At 33.0% G+C, this 14,708-nt stretch carries 11 protein-coding genes; 4 read left to right on the top strand and 7 right to left on the bottom strand.

Annotated elements, in window-relative coordinates:
* Positions 1-666, bottom strand: a 666-nt coding sequence (locus SOY52_RS01440; protein WP_320847205.1) for an alpha/beta hydrolase, incomplete at its 3' end; no start/stop codon positions are given.
* A gap of 31 nt (positions 667-697) precedes the next feature.
* Positions 698-4,477, bottom strand: coding sequence for a response regulator (locus tag SOY52_RS01435; RefSeq protein WP_320847204.1), 3,780 nt, complete (start codon positions 4,475-4,477; stop codon positions 698-700).
* A gap of 313 nt (positions 4,478-4,790) precedes the next feature.
* Between SOY52_RS01435 and SOY52_RS01430 the strand changes: the two genes are divergently transcribed.
* Entirely contained in the window at positions 4,791-5,789 is a 999-nt protein-coding gene (locus SOY52_RS01430; protein ID WP_320847203.1) for a LacI family DNA-binding transcriptional regulator, read from the top strand.
* On the opposite strand, the gene xylB is transcribed toward SOY52_RS01430, so the two are convergent.
* Positions 5,786-7,258, bottom strand: a complete 1,473-nt coding sequence (gene xylB, locus SOY52_RS01425; protein ID WP_320847202.1) for a xylulokinase — start codon at positions 7,256-7,258, stop codon at positions 5,786-5,788. The genes SOY52_RS01430 and xylB overlap by 4 nt on opposite strands.
* A 3-nt stretch (positions 7,259-7,261) precedes the next feature.
* Complete coding sequence (locus SOY52_RS01420) at positions 7,262-8,755, bottom strand: L-fucose/L-arabinose isomerase family protein (protein ID WP_320847201.1); 1,494 nt, start codon at positions 8,753-8,755, stop codon at positions 7,262-7,264.
* Between the two features lie 320 nt (positions 8,756-9,075).
* On the opposite strand from SOY52_RS01420, the gene mgtE reads away from it, so the two are divergent.
* Positions 9,076-10,476, top strand: coding sequence for a magnesium transporter (mgtE, locus tag SOY52_RS01415; RefSeq protein ID WP_320847200.1), 1,401 nt, complete (start codon positions 9,076-9,078; stop codon positions 10,474-10,476).
* On the opposite strand, the gene SOY52_RS01410 is transcribed toward mgtE, so the two are convergent.
* Complete coding sequence (locus SOY52_RS01410) at positions 10,471-10,866, bottom strand: GNAT family N-acetyltransferase (protein ID WP_320847199.1); 396 nt, start codon at positions 10,864-10,866, stop codon at positions 10,471-10,473. The genes mgtE and SOY52_RS01410 overlap by 6 nt on opposite strands.
* A gap of 52 nt (positions 10,867-10,918) precedes the next feature.
* Between SOY52_RS01410 and SOY52_RS01405 the strand changes: the two genes are divergently transcribed.
* Positions 10,919-11,749 carry a deoxyribonuclease IV gene (locus SOY52_RS01405; RefSeq protein WP_320847198.1) on the top strand — a complete coding sequence of 277 codons (831 nt, stop codon included), beginning with the start codon at positions 10,919-10,921 and terminating at the stop codon, positions 11,747-11,749.
* A 114-nt stretch (positions 11,750-11,863) separates the two neighbouring features.
* Entirely contained in the window at positions 11,864-13,642 is a 1,779-nt protein-coding gene (locus tag SOY52_RS01400) for a Na/Pi cotransporter family protein (protein ID WP_320847197.1), read from the top strand.
* Positions 13,643-13,674: 32 nt separating this feature from the next.
* On the opposite strand, the gene SOY52_RS01395 is transcribed toward SOY52_RS01400, so the two are convergent.
* Together SOY52_RS01395 and SOY52_RS01390 are read right to left on the bottom strand one after the other, a co-directional pair.
* On the bottom strand, positions 13,675-14,127 hold the full coding sequence (locus SOY52_RS01395) for a hypothetical protein (RefSeq protein ID WP_320847196.1): 453 nt from the start codon (positions 14,125-14,127) through the stop codon (positions 13,675-13,677).
* 38 nt (positions 14,128-14,165) lie between these two features.
* On the bottom strand, positions 14,166-14,708 hold a 543-nt coding region (locus SOY52_RS01390; protein ID WP_320847195.1), incomplete at its 5' end, for an MATE family efflux transporter.

Genomic DNA, 14,708 nt, shown 5'->3' with positions numbered 1-14,708 from the left:
ATTATATCGTTCACGGCTCTTATCAGGGGAGGCTTCAAAGTTTCCATTATCATCAAAAGCATGGTGAGAAAAGACATAATCATAGGCTTTACCACATTTAATCATAAGACCAGAGAGCGCCTTAGCAAACCATTCAGGAAGTGGCCCCATATTTATTCCAATCATTGGAGAAGATAGAACACACTTATTAAATAATTGAGGTTCTTTCTCTATTACTCTAGTTGCTATTCCTCCCCCCATTGAATGACCAAAGAGGTATAGAGAACTATTGTTACTTTGCTTTTTGATAATATTTTTTGTAAAATCAATTACATCATCTGTATAGATATTAAAGTCATTAACACTTACCTTTGATAAATCTGCCTCAACCTCTTTATACCTTGTAGAAGAACCATGACCAAAGTGTTCGATCATGTAAACCTCAAAGCCCTGCATTAAAAAGGTATAAATAACTTCACTATATTTTACTATACCTTCAGTAAAGCCATGGAGAATTAATACACAACCTTTAGCATCCTCTTTAAAGAAGTGTTCATAATAAATCTGATGGTTATACCTTGATGTCATAAAGCCACTATCTTTAATTGATTCAAGATAGGGCCTTACACTTTTTTCTATTGTATTTTCATAGTCTTTTTCTTTAATTAACACTAAATCATTATTCATAATAAAATAATATTAATTAAGAAAATCATTATCAATGCAAAATCCATTTATCTAAAACATTAATTAATGTTTTTATATCAAATGGTTTTGCGATATGCTCATTCATACCAACTGTCTTTGCAGCATTTACATCCTCAGCAAAGGCATTTGCTGTTACAGCTATTATTGGGATATTTTTACAATAATTTCTACCCATAGCCCTAATTGCACGAGTTGCATCATATCCATTCATCTTAGGCATCTGGATATCCATAAAGATTATGTCATAGTATCCATCTTCATGTTCAACAAGCATATCAACAGCTTCGATACCATCCTCTGCCCAATCAACATCAAGACCTGTCATTGTAAGAAGTTCTTCAGCAATTTCTTTATTAAGCTCGTTATCTTCAACAAGCAACACCCTTTTACCTTTAAAATTTCGGTTTGTTAAAGACTCTATACTACTTAAATCACCTTGATCTTCATTACTACTTGTTATAGCTGTAAATGTTCTAATTAACCTAGATCTAAATAATGGCTTACTAATAAATGCATTTGCTCCAGCTGCTCTAGCCTCCTGCTCGATACCAGACCAATCGTAAGCAGAGATTATGATAATTGGAACATCATTTCCTACAGCCTGTCTTATTGCTCTAGTTGTAGCAATTCCATCCATATCAGGCATCTTCCAATCGACAATACAAGCATAGTAATCATCATGCATTAAATGATGTTCTACTACTTTAACAATTGCATCGGCCCCTGTAGTTACCCCATCTGTTTTCATGCCAATATCCTCGAGCATTGAAGTACATGAGTTAAGAGATATTTCATCGTCATCAGCTACTAAAACATTTAAGTTAACAAATCTTTCATATAGCTCTTCTTTGGTCTCCTGCAACCTTAGATACATTGTAACAGTAAATCTTGAACCCTTATTTAGCTCACTTTCAACTTTGATATCACCACCCATCATTCTTACGATATTTCTGCTTATCGGCATTCCGAGACCAGTACCTTGGATTTTTGACACTCTTCCATCTTCAGATCTTACAAATGGATCAAAGACTTTATCAATAAAATCACTACTAATACCAATACCGTTATCTTCAAAGATAAACTCAAAGCAAGCAACCTTTGCTTGGTTATTTGGCTGTTCTCTAATTGTTAGTGTAATATTACCACCATCTGGAGTAAACTTGACAGCATTGCTCATAAGGTTGGTAAAAACCTTTTGAATTCTAAAGCTATCACCAATTACATCTTCATGCTCAACATTTTGAATATTTACCTTTAAGGTGTGATGATGCTTTTGAATTAACGACATATTCATTGAAATAAGGTTGTCTATTAAATCAGAAATATTGAATTCCTCTTCAATTAAATCTACCTTTCCAGATTCAATTTTACTCATATCAAGAACTTCATTGATTAAGCTAAGGAGGTGCTTACTTGCCATAGTAATTTTACCAAGACAATCCTTAACACGTTCTTCATCATCGATATGAGCTGCTGCAATAGCTGTCATTCCAATAATTCCATTCATTGGAGTTCTAATATCATGGCTCATATTGGATAAGAAATCTGTTTTAGCTCTATTTGCAGCCTCCGCCGCATCAAATGCAGCTTGCAAAGCTACTTCCTGTTGCTTTTCTTTTTTGATTAATTCATCAACATTCCTTGTTCCAACAACTACATATACCTTACCATTTTTTTCTTTTACAAAGGCAACCTTAACTTGCAAATACTTGATTCCATCAGTAGTATTCTTTTCATAGATAAAAGAATAATCACTATCATGAGTATTAAGATATTCTGGTGATAGCTTATGTAAAAATTCAGCTCTACTACTATCAGAAACACTCTCAGAATAGATTTTTAAGCCCTCAGACCAAGAACCACCCTCTGCAATAAATAAATCTCTGATAGATTTACCAGCTATGCCTAAAGCACGGTTGGTTACCACACTATCATTAATTGGATCAACTAGAAGTACAGAGTAGTAATCGCTTGCAAGACCTTGAATGATTTCACTTTGAGTCTCCATTTCATGAGTGAGAATAATATTTTTTCTCATCTCATCATCTATATCTTTAAACCCAATGATAAATGCACTACCATTTATTTCAGGACATACTAGCTGGCATTGGAAGTATTTAACCTCATCATTTCGTAAAACTCGATAATTGAAGTAAAAGTCTCTATCTTTCTCTAACAGTCTTTTAACATTATCAACTGATAATATAGAATCGAATAACTTTTGATCTTCTTTTAAAACCTCATTTTTTACATAAGACAAAAGATTATCCTCATAATTACCAGAAGAGAAGGATTCTCCATATCTATTCATAATCTTGGAACCCATACGATAACAAATAGAGATTTTAGATTCAAAATTTACAACATAGATATTTTCATAAGCCATAGAAAGCGCAAGAATCAGATTATCTTGATTAGATAATGCTTTCTTTTCTTGGGTAATATCTTTAATACCAATTATTACTTTTGTAATAGTACCACTCTTATCATATTCAACAGGGAGTATTGTTAGACGATGCCATCCACCATTTATTGAGAGGTATTCATGCTCTGCACTTTCTCCTCTCTTTATATGGGCACTGATTGAATTAAAATCTGTAAATACTCTTATTGTAGATTTATACTCAGGAGCAACTAATGTATCTGTGATAGCACTTAAAACACTCCTAGCATCAAGATAAGAACTGAACTCTAACCCTCTAATTAGTTTAAATGTATTAAATTCAAGATCAACTAACATTAGTGTAAAGAAGGAATTACCTAGTGCATTAATCATTAGGGTATTTTTTCTTTCTTGATCTAATAATACAGATAGCTCTTTATTACTTTCTTGAAGCTTATTGGTAATCTCAATTTCCTTTGCTTTAGTATCGTGAATATTCTCTGTTACAAAAATTACACTAATTAATTCACCATCTTTATTTCTTTTTCCTTCAATAAATGAGCACCTAGTCCAAATTGGATTATTTTTTTGAACTGGAGAAATAATAGCATTACTTAAATAATCTTTAGAAATAATCTTTTTGTTTTCTAATCTTTCTTTAACTGTATCTAAGTTGGTAAAGGCACGCATTTCATCTTTACACTCATCAAGCACTAAATTATCACAAAAATAATTAAACTTTTCCTCAGCACTTCCAATAAACCCTATTTTATTCTCAATTTCAGGGATTGATGAAACTCGTTCAAAAGTTTTAGTTTTAAGATCGATTACATAAACACTTGTATAAATCTCACTTAAACTTTTTATAATATTAATCTTATCTTTAAGTTGCTTATTTGCATCTCTATTTTTTACAATATCACTATAAATTTCAGTAGCAACTAACTTTAGAAGTAGTAAATCATCTGTTGCTCTTTTAGGGTTATCAACACCTAAAAAACCACATAGTTCACCATTAACGATAAATGGTGCTGCCATTAGGCTTTCAATTCCTTGGGGCTCTAATATTTGGTAGGTAACACTGTCAGGAGTATAATTATCATCTAAAGATGTAATAAAGAATTCACCCTCATTGAAAAAAGCATCAAACCATGGCTCTAAGCCATCAAATGGGATATTTTGCAGATTGTGAATTTCGGCAGTCATACCTTTCCTTACCCATTCATAGGTATTATTAAATACTTTTTTTTCTAAATCTGTTTCAAATACATAAGCTCTATCAGCTTTAAAGTGTTTGGCAACATACTCAAGAACTGCATTGATATTATATCCATTTTTGGTGATAGCTAAATATTCATTAAGAAATTCACGAATAGATTGCTCTTTGTAAGCTATTTCCCCTGCCATATATTTATTTTCCCCATACTTTCATACCTATAATTCTTAAGACATAGGTCAACTAATTATTAAAAGTGTATCATATATTTTTCAAAAATATTTAAATTTTACAAAATAAATATTGTCATAAGTAAAATAATTATTAGACATTGACTTATATTAAAAGTCATAAGAATTACAATTTAACATCATTGATTTTCTAATACTAGAAATAAGCTCTACACATCAGATAAAAAGTTACATAGATGGGATTGAATTTGAAAATAAAAGTCAGTTACAAAAGAAAAGTTTTTAGGTAAAATAAGAAAGGTAAGAAGTAGATATGGCGATAACAATTAAGGAAATTGCTCAAAAGGCTGGTGTTTCTAGAGGGACTGTTGATAGAGCTCTCAATAATAGAGGGCAAGTTAGTCCTCTAGTCAAAGAAAAGATTTTGAAAATTGCAAAGGAATATGATTACCGTCCTAATTCTGCTGGAAGAATCCTATCCTACTCTAAAACTAAATCGACAATAGGATTTTTACTTCCTTGTGTTGATAACCCTTTTTTTGATGATTTAATTTTGGGAATTAATTCAGCTATTAGTGAAAATGATAGCTTTAAAATTGATACTAACATAGTTAAAGTAAAAGGCTTTAACGAAGTTGAACACTTAGAAAGAATAAAAGAATTAGTAGCATCAGGAGTTAAAGCTCTAGGAATTTGTACAACTGATACAAAAGAGTTAAGAACTTATATAAATTCACTAACTATTCCTGTTGTTACTATCAATACTGATTTAACTAACACAAAAAGGCTTTGTTATGTGGGCCCAGACTATAGAAAAATTGGTGCTACTGCAGCAGGTATGGTAAAACTAATGAATAGAAATAAAGATATGGTTATTTTACCTGTATCAGGAAGTTTAAAGCTTAAAGGTCATAATGAAAGAATTTCTGGTTTTATTAACAACTTAGAGTATAAGAAATCATATAACATAGTTGAAACAAATGATGATGCAAATATAGGTTATGAAAAAGTAAAAAGTATTCTTAACCAAAATCGTGATATCAACACCTTTTTTATTGCAACTGCAGGAGCTGAAGGACCACTTCAGGCAATAATGGAAAGTAACTTATCAAATATTAGTGTTCTTACAGTTGATGACACTCCTAAGGTAAAGGAGTTTCTTAACCGAGGAATTGCTGATTGCACTATTTGTCAAGATCCATTTAGCCAAGGTAATACTGCTACTAAAATATTAATTAACTCAATTATAGATAAATCATTTTCACATGAAGATGTATTTACTAACCCAGTAATAACAATTAAGCAGGTTTAAGCCTGCTTAAATTGATTTGTTAAACTATCGGTATAGCTTTTCCATTTTTTATATACTTTTTGGTAAAGTTCACTATTATCTAAGTTTGGACTACAAGCTTTAGTTTCATCAAAAACTAAGTGCTCATTAACAACCTCACTTAAATCTTTATCACCAATAAGCCAAAGAGCTTGAAGTATTGCACCAAATGCGGCTGCTTCTTTTTCTTTTGTTACGCGAACAGAGCAAGATAACATATCACAAAGCATTTGACGCCAAAAACTACTATTAGCACCACCTCCTGTGAGAGTAATTACTTTTGCTTCAAAGCCTTTTTCTTTAAAAGCTTCAAGACCTAATAAAAACTCATAGCTCACACCTTCAAGTACGCTTCTTGCTATGTTCTCACTCTTAATGTTCATTACATTCATACCACCTAGTACACCTTCACCAAATGGTAAGTTTGGAACTCTTTCGCCATTTAAAAATGGAAGGAATACTAAACCCTCTGCCCCTATTGGAGCTTGTGAGGCAAGTTTATCAAAGTCTTGCGCACTTAAGTTAAAGAGCTTTCTCACACTTTCACTTGCCACTGTACAATTCATTGTACAAAGTAGTGGTAAATAGGTATTGTGACTTGACCTGAAGGCTGCTAAACGATTCTTATCATCAATTATTGGTAATATGGAGGATGCAAACATTGTTCCACTAGTACCTAAACTAATTGTAAGACTTCCATCTTCAACACAGCCAGTACCAATAGCAGCCATCATATTATCTCCACCACCAGTTGCAACTAGAGTATCATTATTAAAACCAAATCGTTCAGCAATCTCATCTTTTACGCATCCAATTATTCCAGGATTAACAATTTTTGGAAGCTTATCGATTAGTGATGGTGAAATAATATTACATAGTTCTATATTCCATGTACCATCTTTAATAGTCATTAAACCAGTTCCAGAAGCATCACCCTTTTCCATAACTGCAATGCCTGTGAGGTAGTAGTTTAAATAATCATGAGGAAGCAGAACATAACGCATCTTATTAAAGCTTTCTTCATTGTGTTTTTTTAAGTAAAGAATTTTACTAGCTGTATAGCCAGGCATTATTGGGTTTCCTACTTCTTTAATTAATCTCTCTTCCCCACCAAAACTATTTGAAATCTCATCACATTCCTTAACAGTTGATGTATCACACCAAAGCTTTACATTTGAAAGCACACTTTTGTCCTCAGCAACAGGGACAAAGCCATGTTGCTGACCGGAAATAGCTAATACTTTAACCTTACTTAATACTTCTCTTCCTATTTCATCAAAGCAAGCTGTAAGTGCATCAATCCACCAAGAAGCTTTTTGCTCTCTTGTTCCATCATTTTTTGAGATCAAATCCAGTGACTTTTGAGAAAAAGCTACTTTATTTCTTTTTCCTTCATCGTAAACTAATACCTTAATTGATTGTGTACCTGCATCAATACCCATTACATACATAAATCACCCTCTGAAAGTAAATGGATTTTCACTTTCATACAACATACCTTGTGGTCTATTGAAAGAAATATCCTCAACTCCTAAGAATCTAAATAGTGAAAATAGAGTTGCACCACAATGCTTAAAAGCTACAGCTCCATGATGTGGAAATCGCTTTTCAATTAATACATGTCGATAGAACCTACCCATTTCATTAATTGCAAATACCCCGATACCACCAAATGATCTTGTCTTAACAGGTAATACTTCACCTTCAGCAATGTATGCTTTTAGTTTGCTATCAGCAGTACTCTGTAAGCGATAGAAAGTAATATCACCAGCCTTAATATCCCCCTCAAGTGTACCTCTAGTGATGTCTGGTTCTCCTCCATTTTCAAGTAATCTATTTTGAATAATCTGGTAGTTAATACCTCCATCACAAAGCATACAAAATGGAGTATTTCCGCAGTGGAATCCCATGAATGTATCGCTAAGCTTATAATTAAACTTAGTCTTGATATCTTCTTCATACATATCTTCTGGAACAGTATTGTTGATATCTAGAAGTGTAACAGGACTATTTGTAATACATGCTCCAACATATTCTGATAATGCACCATAAATATCTACTTCACATGCAACAGGTATACCTCTTGATGCTAATCGACTATTTACATAGCAAGGCTCAAAACCAAATTGGGATGGGAATGCTGGCCAGCACTTATTTGCAAAGCAAACATATTCTCTTGCACCTTTATGGCTTTCTGCCCAATCAAGAAGAGTTAACTCATATTGACTAAGCTTTGGTAATAAATCTGGATATTTATTTCCTTTTATACCTAATTCTTTAGCCATATCAGATAATACATCATTTATTCTTGGATCATTCTCATGCTCTTTGAAGCTTACTAAGAGATCTAACTCACTATTTTCTTCAACCTCAACACCTAACTCATATAATGCTTTTATTGGAGCATTACATGCAAAGAAATCTTGTGGACGTGGGCCAAAGGTAATGATCTTTAAATTTTTAACCCCAATAATTGCTCTTGCAAGAGGGACAAACTCAACAGCTAAATTAGCAAGCTCAATTGCACTTCCTACAGGAGATTCAGGAATAAAGGCATTTAATTTTCTTAATCCTAAGTTATATGAACAATTAAGCATTCCGCAATATGCATCTCCACGGCCATTAATCATATTGTTCTTACTCTCTTCTGCTGCAGCCACATACATTACAGGTCCATCAAAATATTTTGCAATAATTGTCTCAGGTGTCTCTGGTCCAAAGTTTCCTAAAAAGACTATTAATGCATTACAACCTTGTTTCTTTACTTCTTCGACAGCCTTAAGTGCATCTTTTTCATTTTCTACTACACACTCAGCTTCAAAGATATCAACACCCTTTTTCCTTACCTCAGATGCGAAATTAATTCGTCTATCTCTTGAAAGTGAAACAATAAAACAATCTCTACTTACTGCTATTACACCTAATTTTACGTTAGGAATATTATTCATATTACCTCCATTACCGTGCCCGAGCACGGTATAAGTAAATTATCCCATTGTATTTAATTACTGTCAAACAAAAAGAAGTGGTATTTTTTAAGAATGGGAGTCATAAAATATAGCTATTCACAGGTTTATCAATGTGTTACTATGTACAATGGCTTATAAAGCTGATATTTTTAATTAAGGAGATAGTGATGGAAGAAGGCAGTAGTCGTAATAGTGTACATCATGAAGTAGAAGATACTGTTCCTTTATCTACAGTATCTTCATAAACTAATTACTACACTTTTACTTTTTTTCTGCAGATTTTTATCTAAAGAAAACAAATGAACAACAAAGAAAATTTAATTCAGGTAAGGCCTGATTATGCCCTTGAGGTATTAAATCTTATTAAGGGATCTCTTTCACCAAAATTGATGAAAGAGAAGTTATTATCATACCATGAAAGTGATATAGCTGACTGTCTAAAGTATCTAAAAAAAGATGATAGATTTAGACTTTATTCTCTTTTAGGAATGCAAAATCTGGCAAATGTTCTTGAGCATGTTGATGAAAGAAATACCTACATAGGTGAACTACAAATAAAAAAGCAAGAAGAACTATTAAACTATTTAGATTCAACTCTTGCAGTTGATTATCTAAAAAGCTTAAGTAAAAATGAAAGAAATGTACTCATTGAAATAATGGATGAGAAAAGAAGGTCTGAGCTTAGTCTTGTTAACTCCTTTGATGAAGATGAAATTGGTGGTAGGATGACGACAAATTACATCCAAATTAAAGAAGGTTTTTCAGTTGAAGAGGCCATGAGCTCTTTAATTAAGCAGGCCGCCGAAAATGATAATATCTCAACAATTTATGTCGTTGATTGTGATGGACTATTTGAAGGTGCAATAGATTTAAAAAATTTAATTATCGCTCGAAAAACTACTCCATTAAGTGAAATTACTGTTACCTCATACCCTTATGTATATGCAACAGAGTTAATTGAAGATTGTATTGAACGCTTAAAGGACTATCGAGAGGATTCTATCCCTGTTTTAAATCAAGATAATAAACTTTGTGGTGTATTAACAGGTCAAGAACTAAGTACCATGATTAGTGATGAGTTGGGTGATGATTATGCAAAACTTGCAGGTCTTGCTGCTGAAGAAGAATTAACAGAGCCTCTTAAGATGAGTTTGAAAAAACGTCTACCTTGGCTTGTAATATTACTTGGCTTAGGTCTTGGAGTTTCTACAGTAGTTGGTGCTTTTGAGCATGTAGTTGCCCACCTAACAATAATTGTTAGCTTCCAGTCCTTGATTCTTGATATGGCTGGTAACGTTGGTACTCAGTCCTTGGCTGTAACTATTAGAGTATTGATGGATGAAAAATTAAGCTTTAAACAAAAGATAAGCTTGATATTCAAGGAACTTAAGATAGGTTTTGCTAATGGCTTTTTGCTTTCAATAATTACACTCTGTTTAATTACAGGATATTTAATATTACTAAAAGGACAAAGTGTAATTACGGCCCTACTCTATAGTTCCTGCACAGCAATCTCCCTTATTATTGCAATTGTACTATCAAGTTTTACAGGAACTGTAGTTCCACTTATTTTCAAAAAGCTAAAGATTGACCCAGCTGTAGCTTCAGGACCACTTATTACAACAATTAATGACTTAGTTGCGATAGTTACCTACTATGGCCTTGCATGGTTTTTCCTAATTGGAGTTTTTCACCTATGAAAGCTCTTTAATAAAGTGATAATGCTTATAGTTAATAAATACAGGATCTATGATTAGATTTGGCTTATACCCCATTTTCTCATAGAATCCTGGGCTTTGAAATGAATAAGTATTAAGCATTATTCTTTTAACATTTTTCTCTTTAGCAATCTCTTCTAAACGCAATAATAGCTTTCTTCCTATTCCACTTTTCCTATATTCTTTTTCAACTACAAAATAATCGATGTAAATAGAATCGAAATCACGAGTAGCGGTAAGGCCTCCAATAAAGTGCCCAGATTGTTCTTCTACAAGGTTAATTGTTTCACTATCTATGAAAAACTGTCTGTTATATGACCTTAATACACTTCTAATTAATTCTGTTGTTTCTTCTTTGTTATCTTGATACATATTAGCTTAATTATATTATTGACACTAATTAATTTGCAAATATCATTAAGCTATGTTATTTATAGGACCACATGTATCAATTTCGGGATCTGTTGCCAATGCACTTGATAGAGCAAAAGAATTAGGTGCAACAGGCTTTGCAATATTTACAAAAAACCAAAGACAATGGAAAAGTCCAGAGTTAAAGGAAGAAGACATTGTTCTTTTTAAGGACAAAATGAATAGCTATGGCTATAGTAATTCATGTATTTTGCCTCATGCAGGATACTTAATTAACTTAGCAACTCCAGATGAAGAACTTAGAATTAAGTCATTAAACTTATTTTTAGAGGAAGCTAGAAGGATAACATCTCTAGGCTTAGATATTATTAATATCCATCCAGGTTCATACAAGGAAGGATCAATAGAGGATGGTATTAAACGCTCTGCAATGATGATTGATGAAGTCCTTTCACAATTTCCAAATATAAAAATCGCAATAGAGAACACCGCAGGGGCAGGTACTATTTTAGGCTCTTCTTTTAAAGAACTTTCTATGATACTTGATAATATTAAAGCCTCTGATAGAGTTGGCTTTACGCTTGATACAGCTCATCTATTCGGTGCTGGTTATGATGTAAAAAATGAACCAGATAAAGTCCTTGATCAGTTTTTCTCATACTTTGGAAGTGAAAAACTATTTGGAATGCACCTTAATGATTCAAAGGTTCCTCTTGCTTCAAATAAAGATCGTCATGATAGTATTGGAAAAGGTCTTATAGGACTTGATGCATTTTTAACAATTGTTAAGCGAAAAGAAGTTCAGAATATTCCATTAATTCTTGAAACACCGGATGAGAGTCTATGGAAAGCTGAAATATCAACACTTTTAGGTAGGATTTAGCGAAAAAAATTCATAAAACAAGAAAAATTTATCATATTAATTTCACACAATCCTTACAAAGATTTTACTTTTATTTTACACTGTCTGATGAAATATTAATCTTTGAGGAAACAAATGGATCTTGTTGATGCACTAACCTTATTAGGCGGCGTTTCACTTTTTTTGTTTGGAATGACGCTTATGGGAGATGCTCTCAAGCTTGTAGCAGGTAATAAGCTTGAAGTAATACTCTACAGATTATCAGGAACTCCCGCCAAAGGCATATTGCTTGGAACTGGAGTAACCGCGGTCATCCAGTCGTCGTCTGCGACATCTGTAATGGTAGTTGGTTTTGTAAACTCCGGCATGATGAAGATGAAGCAAGCAATATCAATAATCATGGGAGCCATTATAGGTACTAGCGTAACTGGATGGATTATTTCTCTTTCTGATATCGGTGGCGGTGGTGGAGGTCTATTAGACTTACTATCAACAGAGTCTCTATCAGCAATAACTGCTATTATTGGTATCTACCTAAGAATGTTTTCAAAGAAAAGAGAAAAACAAAGAATCGGTGACATTCTTCTAGGTTTTGCAATATTAATGTTTGGAATGAAGTCAATGAGTTCATCTGTATCAGGTCTCAGAGACTCAGAAGTATTTATTAATCTATTAACTACATTCACAAATCCTTTCCTTGGCATCTTAATTGGTATGCTCTTTACAACAGTAATTCAAAGTGCTTCTGCTGCAATCGGTATTTTACAAGCACTTTCCTCAACTGGAGCAATTACCTTTGAAATTGCACTTCCAATTATAATGGGTATTGCAATTGGTGCAGCAGTACCAGTATTACTATCAGCATTTGGTGCTTCTGTCGATGGAAAGAGAACAGCAGTATCATATTTAGTTATTGATGTTCTTGGTGCATTTATTTTCTCAATTATCTTCTATCTACTTAACTCAATAATTCATTTTTCATTCATGACTATGCCTTTAAGAAGCGTCAATATCGCACTTTTAAATACAGTATTTAGAGTTGTAATCGTATTGTTATTAATGCCTCTAACTTCTGTAATTGAACGTATTATTGCCATGATAATAAAAGATGATGAGAAGTCACAAGATAAAGAACTTGACGATATCGAACGCCTAGAAGAAAGATTTTTATCATACCCACCACTTGCAGTTGAAAACTCTAGAATTGCTATTAATAAAATGGGTGAACTTGCCTTAAAGAATATTACTGATGCTTTAGATTTATTAACTCTTTCTTACTCTGATGAAGGCTTTAATGAAGTAGAAAGAATAGAAGGTATTATCGATAAATATGAAGATCGAATTGGTACATATCTTACCAAGGTCACAGGAAGGGAACTTCCTGCTGATTTAAACCGTTCAGTTACTAAATATCTTCATACCTTAACCGACTATGAAAGAATTAGTGACCACGCCTTAAATATTGCTCAAAGTGCTCGTGAAATTAAAGAAAAGAATATTGTTTTCACAACTGAAGCAGGTAAAGAAATAAGAAATATCTGTGCTGCACTTGAGAAAATTCTTGCCATGATAGTAGAAGCCTTTAATGATAATGATATTGAGCTTGCTTATCATGTTGAACCACTCGAAGAAGTAATTGATGAGCTTTGTAGCCAGATGAAAGCTAACCACATAGCCCGCTTAACTGCAGGTTACTGCACACTCTTAAATGGTTATATTTACAACGATTTAGTTGGTAACTTTGAAAGAGTTTCTGACCACTGCTCCAATATTGCAGCTACAATGATTGAAATGGAAGGTGGTGTTCTTGGAATTCATACCTATACAAATGATATTAAAGATCACCACACACATAACTTTGAAGAAAACTATAAGTTATTTAAAGAACAGTTTTCTATACAATCAACGAAGTAGTAAGAATGGCAGGAAATCCTGCCATTTTTGCTTTATTTAATTAATTGTTTGATCCACTCTTTCTCTTTAGTCGAAATTTTACCATCAATTGCACAAATTAGCATACAAATGATAATGATATCTGCCTTCATTTCATCAGAAAAAAGTCCTATTAAATCAACCATCTCATCTGTGATTTTCTTCAGCTCTTTTCCCTCTTTCTTTAAGCTCTTAAATACTTTGGCACATGAATCATAATCAATATTATCACCTAAGAAAGCATGCAAAAGTGGATAGATTAAAGCATATTCCTCTTCAGAAAGTCTTCCATCAGCATCGATTGCAGCAAAGATAAAAGATTGAAATAGTTCAATTCCCGATATCCCATCTGTAGAGAAATTCACAAGTACAGGTAGTATCTTTGAAGATTTCTCTGCTAGAACATCTGCATAGGTAATAGCATCAATTTGTTCAAATTCCTTAACGATTTTATTAAAATCTTTCATCAATTTTCTCCTTTAAATGAGAAAATAAGTTTAATTTTTTAAATCGTCAAATCTTTAACCCACTTATATTTTTTATAGTGATACATGGTCCATGGGATTTTTCCTATCTCATCAAGACAGGTACAACCATATACAATTATTACAGGCCATGACAAAAAGAAGGTTCCAAAGAAGGCAAGAGGAATAGCAATGCCCCACATAGTTACACATAATGAGTAAAAGTCAAAATATGTGTCACCCCCTGCAGCAAACATTCCATTAATTACAACAGAGTTAATTGAGCAACCGACCATATAAATTGACAGCATAATTGCTATTTCTATGAAGTTTATTGTTGCACCTTCTGATAACTTTACAATCATCAGTGATGGGTAAACTGTAATTAATGTAAGTATTAAAGATAAGAAACCACAAATAACAGATATTATTACTAGCCTATCTCCATATTCCTTAGCTCTTTGAAGCTCTCCACTTCCAAGTTCATATCCAATTAATATTGCAGCACCACCCGCTAAACCTTTCATAAAGCAGCAAACTAAACTTCTAACAACAGATGCAACAGAGTTTGCCGCAGCAGCATC

This window comes from Bullifex sp., assembly GCF_034103065.1.
Lineage (GTDB): Bacteria > Spirochaetota > Spirochaetia > Sphaerochaetales > Sphaerochaetaceae > Bullifex.
This window is presented reverse-complemented; position numbering and strand designations above follow the sequence as displayed.

Bases quoted from the DNA above. Each gene is read 5' to 3' on its own strand.
- SOY52_RS01435 (WP_320847204.1), bottom strand. From the start codon at position 4,477: ATGGCAGGGGAAATAGCTTACAAAGAGCAATCTATTCGTGAATTTCTT.
- SOY52_RS01430 (WP_320847203.1), top strand. From the start codon at position 4,791: ATGGCGATAACAATTAAGGAAATTGCTCAAAAGGCTGGTGTTTCTAGA.
- xylB (WP_320847202.1), bottom strand. From the start codon at position 7,258: ATGTATGTAATGGGTATTGATGCAGGTACACAATCAATTAAGGTATTA.
- SOY52_RS01420 (WP_320847201.1), bottom strand. From the start codon at position 8,755: ATGAATAATATTCCTAACGTAAAATTAGGTGTAATAGCAGTAAGTAGA.
- mgtE (WP_320847200.1), top strand. From the start codon at position 9,076: ATGAACAACAAAGAAAATTTAATTCAGGTAAGGCCTGATTATGCCCTT.
- SOY52_RS01410 (WP_320847199.1), bottom strand. From the start codon at position 10,866: ATGTATCAAGATAACAAAGAAGAAACAACAGAATTAATTAGAAGTGTA.
- SOY52_RS01405 (WP_320847198.1), top strand. From the start codon at position 10,919: ATGTTATTTATAGGACCACATGTATCAATTTCGGGATCTGTTGCCAAT.
- SOY52_RS01400 (WP_320847197.1), top strand. From the start codon at position 11,864: ATGGATCTTGTTGATGCACTAACCTTATTAGGCGGCGTTTCACTTTTT.
- SOY52_RS01395 (WP_320847196.1), bottom strand. From the start codon at position 14,127: ATGAAAGATTTTAATAAAATCGTTAAGGAATTTGAACAAATTGATGCT.